This window comes from Amycolatopsis sp. NPDC023774 (assembly GCF_040639695.1).
Lineage (GTDB): Bacteria > Actinomycetota > Actinomycetes > Mycobacteriales > Pseudonocardiaceae > Amycolatopsis.
On sequence record NZ_JBFAAJ010000011.1, the window covers coordinates 43,843 to 60,741 of the forward strand.

The following is a 16,899-nucleotide window of genomic DNA, read 5'->3' on the forward strand; positions in this document are numbered from 1 at the left end:
GTGGATCGGCGTCGATGGCTGACGCCCTGGCTCGCTCGCCCCCTACCCGCCTCGTGGATGCGCGGGACGGTGCAATTTTCCCGGATGGGATGACCACCGGTTTCCCGCTGGACCGTCCCCTTGGGGCCTTATGGGCGTAGTCGGTGCAGGTCGCGTGGGAACAACGTCGTGCCGCGGATGTTGGGCACCTTCAGCACCCGTGCGGTCCACCGTTCGAGGCCGATGGCGAAGCCGCCGTGGGGTGGCATGCCGTGGGCGAAGGTCGCGAGGTAGTCGCGGTACTGGTCGGCTTCGGGGCCGAGGGCGGCGAGGTAGTCGGCGTAGTGGTGCAGCCGTTGGCCGCCCGTGACGAGTTCCAGACCGCGGAAGAGAAGGTCGAAGCTGTTGGACAGCAACGGATGCGCTGGGTCGGGGTGGGTGTAGAACGGGCGTTTGGTCATCGGGTAGCCGGTGACGAAGAGGAACTCCGAGTTGTGGTTGTCCAGGGCCCATTCGCAGAGGCGGCGTTCGTCTTCGGGGGAGAGGTCGGGTTCGGTGCTGTGCAAGATCTGCTGCGCCGTGGGGTAGGAGATGGTCGGGATCTCGGTGGGGACGTGCGGCGCCTCGGGCCCGACCGCGGCTGCCATTTCCGCGATGACATCCCGCAGCACGGCCATCACGTCGCGGTGGTCGGTGATGAAGCCGAGCTCCGCGTCCAGGCTCGTGTACTGCGCGAGGTGGCGCGCGGTGTCGTGGGGTTCGGCGCGGAAGACCGGGCCGATTTCGTAGACGCGTTCGAAGACGCCGACCAGCGCCTGTTTGAAGAACTGCGGCGACTGGGCGAGGTAGGCGGGCTTGCCGAAGTAGTCGAGCCGGAAGACGTTGGCGCCGGACTCCGTGCTGGTGGCCACGATCTTGGGCGTGTGAACCTCGGTGAAGCCGCGGTTGTCGAGAGCGCGCCGGAACGCCGCGACGCTGCGAGCCGCGATCTCGTGGCGCCGCTTCAGCTCGGGATGCCTGAGTGCGACGGCCGCGTTGTCGAGGATCGTCGGCAGAGCTGCCGGGACGGTCGGCCGGTAGAGGTCGAACGGCGGTCGTTTTTCGTGTGTGGCAAGGACTTTGATGGTCGCTTCCACGATCTCGACGCCATCGGGCGCCTGCTCGTTGGCCACGACTCGCCCGGTGACCTCGACGACGGTTTCTTCGCTCAGCTGCGCGATTTCGGTGTGGTCCGCGGGCTTGTCCACACTCGGCCCGAGTTGTGGACAACTCGGGACCATTTCGGCTCGGCGCCCGTTTTTGTCGGGGGTGGGCGATAGAATCGACTCGGGGACGCCCCCCTGGGAGGGTGGGGGTGTGTTCCGGGAGGGCGGGGGCGTGTTCGGTACGGGGTGAGGCGGCGCGCTCAAGACCACCTGAGCCAGCCCCGTACGGTCCCGGATCACCAGGAACGTCACGGACTTCAGGGTGCGCCGGCGGTGGAGCCAGCCGGCGATGGTCGTGGTGGTGCCGGTGTGCGTGGGCAGGTCGGCGACCAGGGTGCGAGGGAACATCCACTCTCCTCGAGCGAACGCGGCGAACCCTTGGGGGTGCGGGCGAGAAGGGAACTCGCGGTACCACCGCACCTTCGCCGCCGGAACAAAGGCGGCCTCGAACTGAGCCCGGTGTCGGGGGCCGGCCGGCGGGGCATTTCCTCCCCGCTGCTCAGGAGTGTCTTCGCGGCGGGGGCGCGGCGCCACCTCTCAGCGATGGCGGCTCTCTGTGGGCGCGGGACCCCGCGCTACTCGGCTCCGTCAGCGCGTTGCGCGAAAGTCTAGGCACAGGCGACACGGGACGTCGCGCGAATTAACCCCAGACCCGTGCAGGACTTTCGACTTGCCGCGCCGAACGGTGACAAACAGCCGTTTCCAACGAATTCCCCCGCGGTCACCCGGCCGCGTTCACCCAGGTGGCGCAGCAGCCGGTGCGGAGCAGCCCGGCCGGCTCATCCGAGTGGATGAAGCCGAACGGGTGAGCGGTTCGGACGCTGACGATTCCAATCCGTGCTCCATCCGAAGGACCGCCCACGGCGCCCCGAACAACAGTTTCCCCAGGTCCATCCGGCATTTAGGGGCTTTTGCCGGGATCGTTACCATCCCTCCATCGTTGACCCCTTCGTTCGCGCTGACTTAATTTGTTGCTCCACCAGACGAACTTGGCGGTGTCAGCGTGGACTCCTCCCTGCCTCTGAGACCCGTCGGCCGACCGCGGCCGGCGGACCAGGCTTCGGTACGGCGCAGCAATCTCGCGCTCGTGCTACGGCACCTGCGTGATGCCGGGCCGCGGTCGCGAGCGGGCATCGCGGCGGAGACGGGCCTGAACAAGGCCACGGTGTCGAGCCTCGTCGCTGAGCTGGTCGAGCGCGGGCTGGCGCGGGAGGGCGAGCTGGAACGCGCGGGAGCGGTCGGGCGGCCGGGCACGATCGTGGAGCTCGACGGGCGCGGGGTGGGCGGCGTCGGCGTCGAGGTGAACGTCGACTACCTCACCGCGCTGGCCCTGGATCTCACCGGAACCGTCCTCTTCGAACAGCGCGTCGCGCTCGATGTGCAAGCGCTTCCTCCGGCGAAGGTCCTCGACGCGACGGCCGAGCTGGCCGCGAGAGCGCTCAGGGAATGCCGCCGCCTCAAAGTCGCGCCGGTGGGGCTGACGCTGGCGATTCCGGCTCTCGTCGACGTGACAGCCGGCACCGTGGCGTTCGCACCCAACCTCCACTGGACCGACGTCCCCGTGGTCGCCGGCCTGGCCGAACGGCTCACCCAGCGCCTCGGCCGCCTGGGTTTCCCCATCCACATGGCCAACGACGCCAACCTCGGCGCCCTCGGCGAGCACGCGATGGGCAGTGTCGCCGGCACCGCGGACCTCGTCTACCTCACCGGTGAGATCGGCGTGGGCGGCGGCGTGATCTCCGGAGGGCGGCTCCTCGGTGGCGCGGAAGGGTTTTCCGGCGAGATCGGCCACATCCAGCTCGATCCGAACGGCCGGCGCTGCGGCTGCGGCCGGCGCGGCTGCTGGGAGACGATCGTCGGCCTCGCCGGGATGCTGCGGCTCGCGGCCGAGCCCAACGACCCCGTGCACGACCCGTCGCTGGACCTCGAGCAGCGCCTCGACATGCTGCGCCGCCGCGCGGAGCTGAAGGATCGCCGCACGCTCGACGCGCTGGCCAAGGTGGGCACCGGGCTCGGCGTCGGCGCGGCTGTGCTCGTGAACGTGTTCAACCCGCGCGTGGTGCTGCTCGGCGGGTACTTCGCGCAGCTCGGCCCGTACCTGCTCGGGCCGATGATGGCCGAGCTCAAGGCCCGCGTGGTCGCGCCCGACATCGGCGGCTGCCGCGTGGAGCTGTCGTGGCTGGGTTTCTCGGCCGCCTCGCGCGGCGGGGCCCACGTGGCGCTGGAAGCCGTGTTCGACGACCCCGCGCGGATCGTCGCCGGAGCCGGGGAGAGGGACAGCGGATGACGCTTCTCGAAATGACGGGGATCGGCAAGGGATTTCCCGGCGTGCGCGCCCTCGACGACGTCGAGCTGAGCGTGGCCGAAGGCGAAGTGCACTGCCTGCTGGGCCAGAACGGCGCCGGCAAGTCCACCTTGATCAAGGTGCTCGCCGGCGCGCACCGGCCCGACACGGGAGAGATCCGCGTCGGCGGCGAGCCCGTGGAGCTGCCCAACCCCACCGCCGCCATCAAGTGCGGCATCGCCACGCTGTACCAGGAGCTCGACCTCGTCGACGGGCTTTCCGTGGCGGAGAACATCTTCCTCGGCCACGAGCAGGCCAGCGTCGGCTGGGTACGCCGGGCGGCCATGCGCGCCGAGGCGCGAGGACTTCTGGATCGCCTGGGCCACCGCGAGATCCGCGTGGAACGCGAGGTCGGCTCGCTCTCGGCTGCGGGCAAGCAGATCGTGAGCCTGGCCCGCGCGCTCTCTCTCGACGCGCGCCTGATCGTGCTCGACGAACCCTCGGCCGTCCTCGCGAGCGACGAGGTCGCGAACCTCTTCCGCGTGATCCGCGGCCTCACCGAACGCGGTGTCGCGGTCGTCTACATCTCCCATCGGCTCGAAGAGATCCGCGAGATCGGCGACCGCGTCACGGTGCTGAAAGACGGCCACACCGTCGCCACCGGGCTCCCGGCCCGCACCACGCCGACCACCGAACTGGTCGCGCTGATGACCGGCCGCCGTGTCGAGTACCTCTTCCCGCCCCGGCCCGCCGAAGACGCGTTCGACGACCGGCCGGTGCTGCTGGAGGTCGAGGACCTCACCGTGGCCGGCTCGTTCGAAGACGTGTCGTTCACCGTGCGGGAAGGCGAGATCGTCGGCCTCGCGGGACTTGTCGGGTCGGGCCGGTCCGAAGTCCTGGAAACCGTCTACGGCGCGAGGAAACCCACCACCGGTCACGTCAAGCTGGCCGGGAAACCTCTCCGGAAGGGCGTGACCTCAGCCGTCCGCGCCGGTCTCGGCCTCGCTCCGGAGGAACGCAAGAGCCAGGCCCTGCTGCTCCAGGAGTCCGTGGCCCGCAACGTTTCCCTCGCCTCGCTGCGGCGCTACGCGCGGTTCGGCTGGTTCAACTCCCGCGCGGAGACCGCCGCCGTCCGCCGCCACACCGAGGCCCTCGACCTGCGCCCGCCCGACATCCGCCGCCCCGCGGGCAAGCTGTCCGGCGGCAACCAGCAGAAGGCCGTGCTCGCGCGCTGGCTGCTCAAGGGCTGCCGCGTGCTGCTGCTCGACGAGCCCACGCGCGGGGTCGACGTGGGCGCGCGGGCCGAGCTGTACCGCGTGATCCGCGAACTGGCCGATTCCGGCGTCGCGATCGTGCTGGTGTCCAGCGAGCTGCCGGAGGTGCTCGGCCTGGCCGACCGGGTGCTGGTGCTGCGCGAAGGCCGCGTGCTCACCGAGGCGCGCGGACGTGACCTCGACGAATCGGCCGTGCTGGATCTCATCCTCGAGGAGCAGGAGCGTGCGGAATGAACGCTGAACAGGCGGTGGCACCCGAGCCCACGCGCCGGTTCTCGGTGCGGCTGCGGGAGGCACGCAACCTCGGGCTGGTCGGAGTGCTGGCCGTACTGGTGCTGATCGGCGCGCTGACCGAACCGGGTCAGTTCCTCACCACCGGCACGGTGGTGCTGGTGCTCACGCAGGCGTCGGTCATCGGCGTGATCACCGTGGGCATGACGTTCGTGATCATCGGCGGCGGCATCGACCTGTCCGTCGGGGCGGTGGTCGCGCTCGCGACGGTGTGGGCGACCACGCGCTCCACCCAGGCGTTCGGCATCACCGGGATCGTGTTCACCGCCGTGGCCGTGGGGGTCGGCTGCGGCCTGGTCAGCGGGCTGCTCATCGCGTACGGCCGGCTGGTCGCGTTCATCGGCACGCTGGCGATGCTCGCGGCGGCGCGGGGCCTCGCGATCCAGCTCTCGCAGGGCCGCACGCAGACGGTGACTTCGAAGAACCAGGCACTCGTCGACCTCGGCTACCAGGACAGTTACGTGCTCGGCATCCCGCCGCTGGTGCTGATCTTCGCGGCGGTCGCGCTCGTCGGCTGGCTCGTGCTCAACCGCACCACCTTCGGCCGCCGCACCTACGCGATCGGCGGCAACCTGGAGGCCGCGCGGCTGGCGGGCATCAACGTGAAGCTGCACACCTGCCTGCTGTATGTCCTTTCCGGACTGTGCTGCGGCATCGCCAGCGTGATGCTGATCATCCTGACCTCCAGTGGCACCTCGGGCAACGGCAACCTCTACGAGCTCGACGCCATCGCCGCGGTGATCATCGGCGGCACCCTGCTCTCCGGTGGCCGTGGCACGCTCGTCGGCTCCGTGCTCGGGGTGCTCGTGTTCACGGTCATCAGCGTGCTGTTCACCCTCAACAACCTGCCCACGGCCGTGCAGCAGCTGGCCAAGGGCGTGATCATCGTGCTCGCCGTGCTCGTGCAGCGGCGGGCTTCGCTCTACTCGAGTGAGAGGACCACCCGATGAACTCCGACATCCGCCGCCGCGCGTTCCTGACCGGAGCGACCCTCGCGGGCGTGAGCGCGCTCGCCGCGTGCACGAGCAACGAGGAACCACCGCCCGCCGCCGCGACCGCACCCCAAGGTGCGCAGGACGCGCCGGGCAAGAAGGTCACGGTCGGGTTCGCCGGGCCGCAGGCCGACCACGGCTGGCTCAACGCGATCACCGTCAATGCGCGGGCCGAAGCGCAGCGCCATCCCGACGTGGAGCTCGTCGTCGCCGAGGGGTCGAACGACGCCGCCACGCAGTCGGCGCAGATCGACGCGCTGATCAACCGCAAGGTAGACGTACTCGTGGTGCTGCCGGCCGACGGAAAGCAGCTCACGCCGGCCGGCCGCAAGGCGATGGACGCGGGCATCCCCGTGATCAACCTGGACCGGATCTTCGATTCGCCGCAGGCCTACCGCACGTGGGTCGGCGGGGACAACTACCGCATGGGCGTGAACGCGGGCAACTACATCGGCCGGCAGCTCAACGGGCAGGGCACCGTGCTCGAGCTCGCCGGCATCGACACCCTCGAGCTCACCCGCCAGCGCACGCAGGGCTTCGACGACGCCCTGGCCAACTACCCGGGCATCCGCAAGGTCGGCCGCGCCGCCGCCGAGTTCACCGTGCCGACCGGGCAGGCGCGCATGGCCGAACTGCTGCAGGCGCACCCGCAGTTCAACGCGATCTGGAACCACGACGACGACCAGGGCGTGGGCGCGCTGCAGGCCGTGCGCCAGGCCGGGCGGTCGGACTTCCTGATGGTCGGCGGCGCCGGGTCGAAGGCCGCGATGGAGGCGATCAAGAGCGACAACTCGGTGCTCAAGGCCACCGTGCTCTACCCGCCGACGATGGCCGCGTCCGCCGTGCGCCTCGCGCGGCTGCTCGGGCAGGGGAAGGGCGTGTCGGACCTGGCGGAGCAGGAGATCCCCGCTTCGGTGACCACGTTCTCCGCCGTCGTGACCAAGGAGAACGTGGACAAGTACCTGCCGGTTTCCTTCGAGTGAAAGGGTTTTCGATGGCCGGGCAGATCGGCGTCGGGATGGTGGGCTACGCCTTCATGGGCGCGGCCCATTCCCAGGCGTGGCGGACCGTGCACCACGCCTTCGACGTGCCGCTGACGCCGCGGATGGCGGTGCTGTGCGGACGTGACGCCGCGGCGGCGTCGGCTGCCGCGGAGAAGCTCGGCTGGGATTCCGTGGAGACGGACTGGAAACGGCTCGTGGACTCCGACGAGGTGGGGCTCGTCGACATCTGCACGCCGGGGGACACGCACGCCGAGATCGCGCTGGCCGCGCTGGCCGCGGGCAAGCACGTGCTGTGTGAGAAACCGCTGGCCAACACGGTCGCCGAAGCCGCGGCGATGGCCGCTGCCGCCGAGGACGCGGCCGCGCGCGGGGTGCGGTCGATGGTGGCGTTCAACTACCGGCGGGTGCCGGCGCTGGCGTTCGCGCGCAAGCTGGTGGCCGACGGGCGGCTGGGCCAGCTGCGGCACGTGCGGGCGCAGTACCTGCAGGACTGGATCGTCGATCCCGAGTTTCCGCTGGTGTGGCGGCTGCAGAGGGAGCTTGCGGGGTCGGGCGCGCTCGGCGACATCGGCGCGCACATCGTGGATCTCGCGCAGTTCCTGACGGGCTCGCGGATTTCGGGCGTGAGCGCGGTGACGGAGACGTTCGTGCGTGAGCGGCCGCTGGTCGCGTCGTCGTCAGGGCTGGCGGCTTCCTCGGGGTCCGCGCGGGGCGAGGTGACGGTGGACGACGCCGCGCTGTTCACCGCGCGCTTCGCGTCGGGCGCACTGGGCAGTTTCGAGGCGACGCGGTTCGCGGCCGGGCGCAAGAACTCGATGCGCATCGAGCTCAACGGTTCCGCGGGCAGCCTCGCGTTCGACTTCGAGGCGATGAACGAGCTGCATTTCCACGACCACACCCTGGACCCGTCCATTGCCGGGTTCCGGAGGATTCTCGTGACCGAGCCCGAGCACCCGTACGTCGGCGCGTGGTGGCCGCCGGGCCACGGCCTGGGTTACGAGCACACCTTCACCCACGAGGTGCGTGATTTCCTCGTGGCGCTCGGCTCGGGCACCGATCCGACGCCGTCGTTCGCAGACGGGTTGCAGGTGCAGCGCGTGCTCGACGCGGTGGAACGCAGCGCCGCCGCCGATTCCGTGTGGACTGTTGTCTGATCAGGAGGTTTTTCGATGGCACGACCGCTGACGCTGTTCACCGGGCAGTGGGCCGACCTGCCCTTCGAGGAGGTCTGCCGCCTCGCGAGCGGCTGGGGCTACGACGGGCTCGAACTCGCCTGCTGGGGCGACCACTTCGAAGTCGACAAAGCGCTTTCCGACGACGGCTACGTGCAGTCCAAACTGGACACCCTGGCCAAGCACGACCTTCGCGTGTGGACGATCTCCAACCACCTGGTGGGCCAGGCCGTGTGCGACCACCCCATCGACGAGCGCCACGAGGCCATCCTGCCCGCCCGTATTTGGGGCGATGGCTCACCGGAAGGCGTGCGCCGGCGGGCGGCCGCCGAGATGAAGGACACCGCGCGGGCGGCCGCGTTGCTGGGCGTGTCCACTGTGGTCGGCTTCACCGGGTCGTCCATCTGGCACACGGTGGCGATGTTCCCGCCGGTGCCACAGTCGATGATCGACCGCGGCTACACCGACTTCGCGGCTCGCTGGAACCCGATTCTCGACGTGTTCGACGAGGTCGGCGTCCGCTTCGCCCACGAGGTCCACCCGAGCGAGATCGCCTACGACTACTGGACGACGGTGCGCACACTGGAGGCGATCGGCCACCGCCCGGCCTTCGGACTGAACTTCGACCCGTCGCACTTCGTCTGGCAGGACCTCGACCCCGTGGGTTTCCTGTGGGACTTCAAGGACCGCATCTACCACGTGGACTGCAAGGAAGCCCGCAAGCAGCTCAACGGCCGCAACGGCCGCCTCGGCTCCCACCTCCCGTGGGCCGATCCGCGCCGCGGCTGGGACTTCGTCTCCACCGGCCACGGCCACGTTCCGTGGGAAGACGTCTTCCGCATGCTCAACGCCATCGCCTACGACGGTCCCGTTTCCATCGAATGGGAAGACGCCGGCATGGACCGGCTGACCGGCGCGCCGGAGGCGTTGGAGTTCGTGAAGCGGTTGAACTTCACACCCCCGACGGCGGCGTTCGACGCGGCTTTCTCGTCGAAGCCTTAGGTCTGTCGGACCGGCGTGGCCCTCAGGTCAGGCGGTTGGCGATCATGATGATGACGACCACCAGCGTGAGGGCCGCGAACACCATGCCCACGATGGCCAGCGCCTTCATCCGCCGCCGTCCCACGCACGCGGCGATGCCCAAAGCGAGCGCCACGAGTGCGAACGGCAACCCGATCCACGCCCGGACGTCGAGCGTGCCACCCAGGCGCGAGTCGTCCATCGCGACCGGCAGGAACGGGACGATCAGGCCCACGATCCCGACGACGAACGCCACCACGGCGAGCACGCCGCTCTTCAACGGCCCTTGCTGAAGCATCCCGGGCTGCCCGGTCCACTGCTGCTGCGGCCCGGGGTGCAAGGGCAGGCCGGGCCGCGGCGGCAGGTGAGCCGAGGGCGGCTGCGGCACCGCGGCGGGAGTGGACCACGCCTGCTGCGTCCCGCCGCTCAGCCGCCCGGCCTCGGCCGCGGGCGGCTGCCCTGGCGTGTACCGCAACACGGGCCCTTGCGGCGGCGGCGGGAAACTCGCGTCCGGCCGGGGTTCCGGTGCATCGGTTTCGGGCTGCGGACCCTCGGTCATGGTGGGGACTCCCTCGCTGGCAGGACCGCTTGGCGAGAAGAAACATAGTGGTTCGACCACCCGCGCGACCAGCAAACGCCGTTCATCGCGGCGACCTCGGCCGCCGCTGCGGCTGCGCTCGTACCTGCGGTTCCCACCTACGCAGACGGTTGGGGGGCCGTGCCCAGGCCGGCAAGCCCGGGCACGGCCCCCATCGTCGCGCAGTCAGCGAATCGAAGCGCCCAGCGCCGTCACCGGGTGCCGAGCAGGTGCTCCAACGCCAGCTGGTTCAGCCGGGTGAAGTGGTAACCCCTCTTACCGGCCGCCTCGACGTCGAACGAGTCGGCCGCCAGGTCGTCCAGGGTTTCACCAGGGGCGACCGTCGGCACTGACAGCTCGTCAACGCGCGAAGCCGACAGCGCGGCAGCCACCTCGGGGTCGGCGCGGAACGCGGCGGCCTTTTCCTTCAGGATCAAGTACATCCGCATGTTCGCCGCGGCCGAGTCCCAGACGTCCGAAGGGTCCTCGGTGCGCAGGGGCTTGTAGTCGAAGTGCCGCGGGCCGTCGTAGCCGCCGTTCTCCAGGAGGTCCACCAGGAAGAACGCCGACGTCAGGTCGCCGTGGCCGAAGATGAGGTCCTGGTCGTACTTGGGGCCGTGCTGGCCGTTGAGGTCGATGTGGAAGAGCTTGCCCTGCCACAGCGCCTGCGCGATGCCGTGCACGAAGTTCAGACCGGCCATCTGCTCGTGGCCGACCTCGGGGTTGAGCCCGAACAGCTCCGGGCGCTCCAGCTGCGAGATGAGGCCCAGCGCGTGCCCGATCGTGGGCAGGAGGATGTCGCCGCGGGGTTCGTTGGGCTTGGGCTCCAGGGCGAACCGGATGGCGTAGCCCTGGGACACGGCGTAGTCGGCCAGGAGGTCGAGGCCTTCCTTGTAGCGGTCCAGCGCGGCACGCACGTCCTTGGCCGCGTCGGACTCGGCGCCTTCGCGGCCGCCCCACAGCACGTACGTGGCGGCGCCCAACTCCGCGGCCAGGTCGAGGTTGCGGCGGACCTTCGTCAGCGCGTACCGGCGGACGTCACGGTCGTTGCTGGTCAGGCCGCCGTCCTTGAACACGGGGTGCGTGAACAGGTTGGTGGTCGCCATCGGCACCTTCAGGCCCGTAGTCTCCAGCGCCGCCTTGAACTTCTTGATCGCGGTGTCGCGGTCGGGCTCGGTGGCGAGCAGGTCGTCGTCGTGGAAGGACACGCCGTACGCGCCCAGCTCGGCGAGGCGGTGCACGCTCTCCACCGGGTCCAGCGCCGGCCGCGTCGCCACGCCGAACGGGTCGGCGGCCGGCCAGCCCACGGTCCACAGGCCGAACGAGAACTTGTCGTCCGGAGTGGGCGCGAAGTCGGTCATGACGATCCCCTTCAATCCAGTGCAGCATCAATCCAGTGCACTATTTAGTTCACGTTGTAGACTAAATATGCGCTCCGGAGGCCCCCCCGTCAAGGGCCACCGCTTCACCGGGGCCTCGGTACAGTTCCGAGAGGAGGCCACGGGGATGACGCAGGCGGTGCGGCACGACTCCATGCGCGCGCGCAACCTCGAGCTGGTGCTCCGCGAGGTCGCCGCGCGCGGCCCACTCACCCGCGCGGCGCTCGCGGAGCTCACCGGTCTCACCAAGTCCACCGTGTCGAAGCTCGTCGGCGACCTGCTCGACGCCGGTTTCCTCGCCGAGACCGGTCCGGCCCGCGCGGGCGAACGCGGCCGCCCCGGAGTCGAGGTCGTGCTGTCCGGCGCGCGCGTGGCGTCGCTCGGGCTGGAGATCAACGTCGACTACCTCGCCGTCTGCCTGCTCGACCTCGCCCGCACCGTGCGCTTCACCGAACGCCGCGAGCGCGACAACCGCGGTTCCCGCCCCGAAGAAGTGCTGGGGGAGCTGCAAAACCTCGCCGAAACGGCGCTCGCCGCGGCCGGAGGCCTGACCGTCGCCGGCGCCGTCCTCGCCGTGTCCGGCCCGGTCGGTGACGGCGTGCTGTTCAGTGCACCCAACCTCGGCTGGAGCGACGTCCGCGCCGCCGACATGCTGCACCTGCCCGTGCCCGTCACCCTCGACAACGAGGCCAACCTCGGCGCCCTGGGCGAGCTCTGGTTCGGTGCCGGCCCGCCCGACTTCCTGTTCGTCTCCGGCGAGGTCGGCATCGGCGCGGGCCTGGTCGTGGACTCGGCGTTGTTCCCCGGCACCCACGGCCTCGCCGGGGAGCTCGGCCACGTCGTCGTCTCCCCGACGGGCCCCCGCTGCCGCTGCGGCGCGTCCGGCTGCCTGGAAACCTATGCGGGGCAAGAAGCTCTGCTCGAAGCCGCGGGCGTGGCCAGTGTCCGCGAGCTCCTGCGCAACCTCGGCACCGACGACCCCACCGCCACCAAGGCCACCACCTCGGCCGGCGAAGCGCTCGGCCTCGCACTGTCCTCGGCCGTCAACCTGCTCGACCTCGACCACGTGGTGCTCGGCGGCGTCTTCGCCCCGCTGTTCCCGTGGCTCGCTCCCGCCGCCGAAACGGTGCTGGCAGGCCGCCTGGGCCGGCTGCGCGGCTCGGTCCCGACGCTCGCACCGTCCACTGTGGGCGGTGACGCCGCCACGCTCGGCGCGGCCGGCCGCACCATCCACCTCGTGCTGGCCGACCCGGGCCCGTTCCTCACCCGCGCGTGAGCCCGGCTCATCCCCGGGGGGTGAGCTGACTTCGGCACCGGCGGGCCGGCGATGACGGCGAAGTCCCGCCGAATCGAGGTGTTCGATGACCGCCCAGCCGACTGTGCGGACACCCGACCAGTCGCGCGTGCGCCACACCGAGTGGCATTGCGCTCGATGGGCCAGCCGAACTCCGTGGCCGGCGAGTTCGACTTCTGGGACGAGCGCTACGAGGGGCGGCGACTGTTCTCCGAGGTGCTCGGCACCTTCTTCCTGGTGCTGGTCACGGTCGGCGGCGGTGGTGGTGGACGCGTGGTTCGGCGGTGACGCGGTGCCGGCCGGTGCGCGGGTCGTGGCGCCGGCGTTGATGGCCGCCGCCATCATCCTGTTGATGGGCACAGTGTCCGGCGCCCACCTCAACCCAGCCGTGAGCCTCGCGTTCGCGGCGCGAGGCGACTTCCCGTGGAAACGGGTCCCGGCCTACCTCGTGGCCCAGTTCGTCGGCGCGGCGCCGGCCACGCTCCTGTTGTGGGCGTTGCTCGGCAAGCAGGGCAGCGCGGGCCTGACCCTGCCCGGCAGCGGGATCGGCACGGTCACGGCGATGCTGTGGGAACTCGTGCTGACGGTGGGGCTCGTGAGCGTGATCCTGGGCAGCTCATCAAGAGCCCAGCAGGTCGGACCGCTGGCCGCGATCCCGGTGGGCAGCTACATCGCGTTGCCGGGTTGTGGGGAGCGACGGTGAGTGGTTCGTCGATGAACCCGGCGCGCTCGCGCGGGCCCGCGCTGGTGCTGGGCGACTGGACGTCGTGGTGGGCCTACCTCGTCGGCCCGATCGCCGGCGGCGTCATCGCGGTGGGGATCGCCTACGTCCTGCGGGGCCCGGGCGGCGGCCGGAGCGGGGAGAAGGCGGCGCAAGGCGTACTTCCGGGGAGCGCGGCGGCTGCACCGCACTCCCCGGAGAGCGCTTAGCTCACCGCGCGCACCAGCACGATGCCGCTGCCCACGGTCGCGCCCGCGTCGTCGACCACCGAGAGCTGACCGCGCAGCACGCGGCCGGCGCCCGGAGCGGCCGAGGCCGTCACGACACCCGGCACGGTCCACGTGGTGCCGGAGGCGTGCGCGGCGACCGGGTCGGTCACCGTGACGCCGCCGAACGACGGGTTCACGAACACGTCCAGGTAGTCGTACGCCGTGGTCCCGGTGGGCACGGAGTACCCGTCGACGACCGCGACCCATCCGCCCGCGGCCGGGTTCTGGATCGTCACCGACTCCTCGGAGTCACCGTCGGCGCTCTGGCCCGCGAGGACGCACGAACCGCTGCTGCAGTTGTACACCGACAGGTCCAGGTCGGCGGCGGTGTCGGCGGTGTTGCCGATCGTCACCGTCAGCGAGGAGGAACCGGGGAGCACGCTCAGTTGCGTCTGCTGCTGGGCGTCCTGGGCGATCGTCGGCCGCGTGATCTTCGCGCTGCCGAACGTGCTGCCCACGACGTGCCCGGTGAACGCCTTCAGCGAGTTCTTCACCGTGTACGTGCGATCCACCGCGGCACCCAGCGGAGCCGAAGCGATGTCGTCCGGGTTCGGCGTGATCGCGGTGCCCAGCGCGGAAACCGTCAGCTCGTACGGTGCGGTGTCTACATCGGACGTCCGCCGCGCCTCCACCGTGATCTCCCAGACGCCCGGCAGCGGGTTGGTCAGCGTGCGGCTGGTCGGCGTGCCACCGACGCAGCCCGCACCCGCGTCGGGGTTGTAGCAGTTGGTGGAGGTGTTGCTGTCGACCGGAACGCCGGTCGGGTCGTAGCGCAGGAACCGCACCTGGCCCTTGCCCGGGTCACCGCCGCCGGTCAGGTCCACCTGCAGTGAGCTCGCACCCTGCGGCACGCGCAGGAAGTAGCTCACCGACTGGTTGCGCGCGATGGTGCCCGAGGCCGTGAAGACGCCCGAGGAGGCGAACTCCGCCGGCGCGAAGACCGTGTTCATGGTCTGCACGTCGACGCCGATCGTCAGCGGGTTGTCCAGGTACAGCAGCGCCGAATGCGCACCGGCCTGTTTGGGGTTCACCTTCACCGGGAAGGAAACGGGCTTGTTCAGTGGCAACGACACCAGGGAACCCGAGGAGAATGTTCCGTCGTTGCCCACCCAGCGTGCGAAATACACCACCGGACGAGAAGAACCGGACGTGCGCGTGAGCGTGTATGTGCGCGTGGAGGACTTCCCGACGGTCACGCCCTCGCGGTCGTGGATGCCGACGCCGACGCCCGGGGTGGGCTTCAGCAGGTTCGCCTGCACGGTGTGCACGTCGACGGCGGTGGTGACCGCGTCCGGCTTCGGATTCAGCGACAGCGCGACCCACGCGGCCGGCACGTTGAACAGCCCGGCGCCCTGCTCGTACGCGCCGATGCCCGGAACGAACCGCGCCGTGGACTTGATCGCCGAACGCAGCGCCGCGACCGGCGGCCGCTGGCCGTGGTGCGTCGCCTTGTACGCGCTCACCAGCAGAGCCGCCGCGCCCGTCGCCTGCGGCGAGGCCATCGACGTGCCCTGCAGCATCGCGTACCCGGCGGGCAGCGCGTACGTGCCCGCGACCGGACCCGGCGCCTCCCACCGCGGCACGGTGGAGATCGCCGCGCCGGGTGCGATGATGTCCGGCTTGAAGCCGCCGTCTTCCCGCGGGCCGCGCGAGGAGAACGGGTGCAGCGCCTCGGCCTTCGACACCTTGGAGCCGTAGTTCGACAGCCACGTCTCGCGCGTGATGTACGAACCGACGCTGATCGCGTCCGTGGCCACCGACGGGTCGCCGACCGAGTTCGCGCCGGCGCCGGAGTTGCCCGCGGAGATGAAGATCTGCACGTTGTACTCGGCGATCGTGCGGTTGTAGAGCTCCGCGCGCGCGTTGTTGCCGTCGTTGAGCGCGGGCAGGCCGCCGATGGAGATGTTGATGACGTCGGCGCCGTGGCTCGCGGCGTAGACCACGCCGTCGAGCAGACCGCTGGAGGTGCAGGAGTCCGTGGTGAGACAGACCTTCACGGCCATCACGTTCGCGCCCGGGGCAGCACCGTCCATCTTGCCGCCGAACAGGTCGTTGCCCGTCGCGATGCCGGCCACGTGCGTGCCGTGCTCGGCGCCCGCGATGCCGATGTTCACGAAGCCCGGCTCGTCGGTCTGCACCACGAACGCCATGCGCTCGGCGCGGTCGGTGGCCGGGTTGTCGGTGCCGAAGTAGCCGACGTCGAAGTTCTTGGCGTAGTCGGACATCGGCTTCTCGTCGGTGAAGTCGCCGTCGCCGTCGAGGTCCACGCGCACCTGCTTGGTGGCGGTGTCGAGCAGCACGCCCCACGAGTCGGTGCGGTCGCCGTCGCGGTCGAGGTCGCCGCCGGTCTCGCTGCTGGCGCCGCCGAGGTCGCCCGCGGTCTCCTTGAACAGGCCGAAGGTGTACGGGCCGCTGGTGGTGGGCGCGGTCCAGTCACGGCCGTTCGAGGTGAACGTGCCGGTGTAGGTCTGGGCGGACTGCTGCACCCACGTGCCGTCGCCGGAGTTGGTGGCGTTGGCGTTGTACCAGTCGACGATCTTGCGGTCGCCGTTGCTGGTCTTGGCCAGCGCGGGGCTGTCGAGGTCGACGCCGGAGTCGAGCACGGCGACGGTGGTGCCCTTGCCGTCCCAGCCGCCGAAGGTCTGGCCGAACTGCGCGGCATAGGTGTCGCCGGTGGGCAGGTACGGGTTCACGCGCGGGGTGTGCTTGCCCGGAGCCGGCTGTGGGATCGGGTTGGCCGCGCCTTCGGGCTTCGGGTCGTCGCGGTGGATGAGGCCGTCGACGTCCACGGCGTTGACCGACTTGAGCTTCGCGGCCTTCTCGGCGTTCGCGACGGGCACGGAGACCTTGACGTAGTCGAGCTTCGCGTCCGTGGACTCGACCACGCCGCCGAGGGCCTTGAGGTCGTTCACGGCGGCGCTCGAGCGGCCGCGCTCGGCCGCGACCAGCAGGGTGACGGTGCGTTTGCCGGCCCGCTGGGCCTCGGCGACGAGCGCGCGGTCGGAGTCGTCGAGGGTCTTGCCGTCAGTGGTGGTGGCGTTTCCGGGGGAAGAAGGAGGCTGCGCGGCGAGCGCAGCGGGCACCCCGACGGGGGCGACGCCGAGGGCGGTGGCGAGGAGGATGATCCCGGCCCGCCGTCTCCAGCGTGATCTCTGCTGTGTCATCGGAGCAGTACACAGGTCGGGACCATCCGCATCAATCAGACAGTCAGCCTATCGGCCGCAATTCGACGTGAGACGAACGGCCTAACGAGATGACCACCATTGGCGGTCCGGTGGTTGCACCCCTGGGGCATGGCGCCACACCGCCCCGGAAACCACGACGGGCGAGGGCGGTGTGTCCTTCCGCCAGGCAATCCCAGCCCAGCGAGGATGGCCGGCCAAAGGTGACGACCGTCGGGTCCGGGGACGAAGCTCTCCGGACGGGGCCGGGGGTTGC

General features: G+C 70.4%; 12 protein-coding genes and 1 pseudogene. 9 read left to right on the forward strand and 4 right to left on the reverse strand.

Going from position 1 to position 16,899, the window contains the following annotated elements; all coding sequences use genetic code 11:
• Nucleotides 1–128: 128 nt before the first annotated feature.
• A complete protein-coding gene (gene aspS / locus AB0F91_RS23085) occupies nt 129–1,226 on the reverse strand; it encodes an aspartate--tRNA(Asn) ligase (protein WP_360600302.1) in 1,098 nt (365 codons plus the stop codon).
• A 1,045-nt stretch (nt 1,227–2,271) separates the two neighbouring features.
• On the opposite strand from aspS, the gene AB0F91_RS23090 reads away from it, so the two are divergent.
• From AB0F91_RS23090 to AB0F91_RS23115, 6 genes are read left to right on the forward strand one after another with little or no spacing between them, the layout of a single operon-like run.
• Nucleotides 2,272–3,471: an ROK family transcriptional regulator gene (locus AB0F91_RS23090; RefSeq protein ID WP_360600304.1), complete on the forward strand. Its 1,200-nt coding sequence runs from the start codon at nt 2,272–2,274 to the stop codon at nt 3,469–3,471.
• Nucleotides 3,468–4,976 (forward strand): sugar ABC transporter ATP-binding protein, encoded by a 1,509-nt coding sequence (locus AB0F91_RS23095; protein WP_360600306.1) that lies wholly within the window; start codon nt 3,468–3,470, stop codon nt 4,974–4,976. The genes AB0F91_RS23090 and AB0F91_RS23095 overlap by 4 nt, the downstream gene beginning before the upstream one ends.
• Nucleotides 4,973–5,983: an ABC transporter permease gene (locus tag AB0F91_RS23100; RefSeq protein WP_360600308.1), complete on the forward strand. Its 1,011-nt coding sequence runs from the start codon at nt 4,973–4,975 to the stop codon at nt 5,981–5,983. The genes AB0F91_RS23095 and AB0F91_RS23100 overlap by 4 nt, the downstream gene beginning before the upstream one ends.
• Nucleotides 5,980–7,008, forward strand: coding sequence for a substrate-binding domain-containing protein (locus AB0F91_RS23105; RefSeq protein ID WP_360600310.1), 1,029 nt, complete (start codon nt 5,980–5,982; stop codon nt 7,006–7,008). The genes AB0F91_RS23100 and AB0F91_RS23105 overlap by 4 nt, the downstream gene beginning before the upstream one ends.
• A gap of 11 nt (nt 7,009–7,019) precedes the next feature.
• Entirely contained in the window at nt 7,020–8,183 is a 1,164-nt protein-coding gene (locus AB0F91_RS23110; RefSeq protein WP_360600312.1) for a Gfo/Idh/MocA family oxidoreductase, read from the forward strand.
• Nucleotides 8,184–8,198: 15 nt separating this feature from the next.
• On the forward strand, nt 8,199–9,203 hold the full coding sequence (locus tag AB0F91_RS23115; RefSeq protein ID WP_360600314.1) for a sugar phosphate isomerase/epimerase family protein: 1,005 nt from the start codon (nt 8,199–8,201) through the stop codon (nt 9,201–9,203).
• Nucleotides 9,204–9,225: 22 nt separating this feature from the next.
• Here AB0F91_RS23115 and AB0F91_RS23120 read toward each other — a convergent pair whose 3' ends face one another.
• Nucleotides 9,226–9,780 carry a hypothetical protein gene (locus AB0F91_RS23120; protein ID WP_360600316.1) on the reverse strand — a complete coding sequence of 185 codons (555 nt, stop codon included), beginning with the start codon at nt 9,778–9,780 and terminating at the stop codon, nt 9,226–9,228.
• A gap of 230 nt (nt 9,781–10,010) precedes the next feature.
• The gene (gene xylA, locus AB0F91_RS23125; RefSeq protein ID WP_360600319.1) at nt 10,011–11,159 is read right to left on the reverse strand and encodes a xylose isomerase; all 1,149 of its coding nucleotides are present in this window, start codon (nt 11,157–11,159) and stop codon (nt 10,011–10,013) included.
• Nucleotides 11,160–11,304: 145 nt separating this feature from the next.
• Here xylA and AB0F91_RS23130 point away from each other — a divergent pair, with 145 nt between their 5' ends.
• The 3 genes and pseudogenes from AB0F91_RS23130 to AB0F91_RS23140 all read left to right on the forward strand — a co-directional run bounded on the left by AB0F91_RS23130 (nt 11,305) and on the right by AB0F91_RS23140 (nt 13,401).
• Entirely contained in the window at nt 11,305–12,453 is a 1,149-nt protein-coding gene (locus AB0F91_RS23130; RefSeq protein ID WP_360600321.1) for an ROK family transcriptional regulator, read from the forward strand.
• 156 nt (nt 12,454–12,609) lie between these two features.
• Nucleotides 12,610–12,759: a hypothetical protein gene (locus AB0F91_RS23135; protein WP_360600322.1), complete on the forward strand. Its 150-nt coding sequence runs from the start codon at nt 12,610–12,612 to the stop codon at nt 12,757–12,759.
• 64 nt (nt 12,760–12,823) lie between these two features.
• A pseudogene (locus tag AB0F91_RS23140) lies at nt 12,824–13,401 on the forward strand (MIP/aquaporin family protein).
• Here AB0F91_RS23140 and AB0F91_RS23145 read toward each other — a convergent pair.
• Entirely contained in the window at nt 13,398–16,625 is a 3,228-nt protein-coding gene (locus AB0F91_RS23145; RefSeq protein WP_360600324.1) for a S8 family serine peptidase, read from the reverse strand. The pseudogene AB0F91_RS23140 and the gene AB0F91_RS23145 overlap by 4 nt on opposite strands.
• Nucleotides 16,626–16,899: the final 274 nt, after the last annotated feature.

Bases quoted from the DNA above. Each gene is read 5' to 3' on its own strand.
- AB0F91_RS23110 (WP_360600312.1), top strand. From the start codon at position 7,020: ATGGCCGGGCAGATCGGCGTCGGGATGGTGGGCTACGCCTTCATGGGC.
- AB0F91_RS23105 (WP_360600310.1), top strand. From the start codon at position 5,980: ATGAACTCCGACATCCGCCGCCGCGCGTTCCTGACCGGAGCGACCCTC.
- AB0F91_RS23145 (WP_360600324.1), bottom strand. From the start codon at position 16,625: ATGACACAGCAGAGATCACGCTGGAGACGGCGGGCCGGGATCATCCTC.
- AB0F91_RS23120 (WP_360600316.1), bottom strand. From the start codon at position 9,780: ATGACCGAGGGTCCGCAGCCCGAAACCGATGCACCGGAACCCCGGCCG.
- AB0F91_RS23095 (WP_360600306.1), top strand. From the start codon at position 3,468: ATGACGCTTCTCGAAATGACGGGGATCGGCAAGGGATTTCCCGGCGTG.
- AB0F91_RS23130 (WP_360600321.1), top strand. From the start codon at position 11,305: ATGACGCAGGCGGTGCGGCACGACTCCATGCGCGCGCGCAACCTCGAG.
- xylA (WP_360600319.1), bottom strand. From the start codon at position 11,159: ATGACCGACTTCGCGCCCACTCCGGACGACAAGTTCTCGTTCGGCCTG.
- AB0F91_RS23115 (WP_360600314.1), top strand. From the start codon at position 8,199: ATGGCACGACCGCTGACGCTGTTCACCGGGCAGTGGGCCGACCTGCCC.
- AB0F91_RS23100 (WP_360600308.1), top strand. From the start codon at position 4,973: ATGAACGCTGAACAGGCGGTGGCACCCGAGCCCACGCGCCGGTTCTCG.
- AB0F91_RS23135 (WP_360600322.1), top strand. From the start codon at position 12,610: ATGGGCCAGCCGAACTCCGTGGCCGGCGAGTTCGACTTCTGGGACGAG.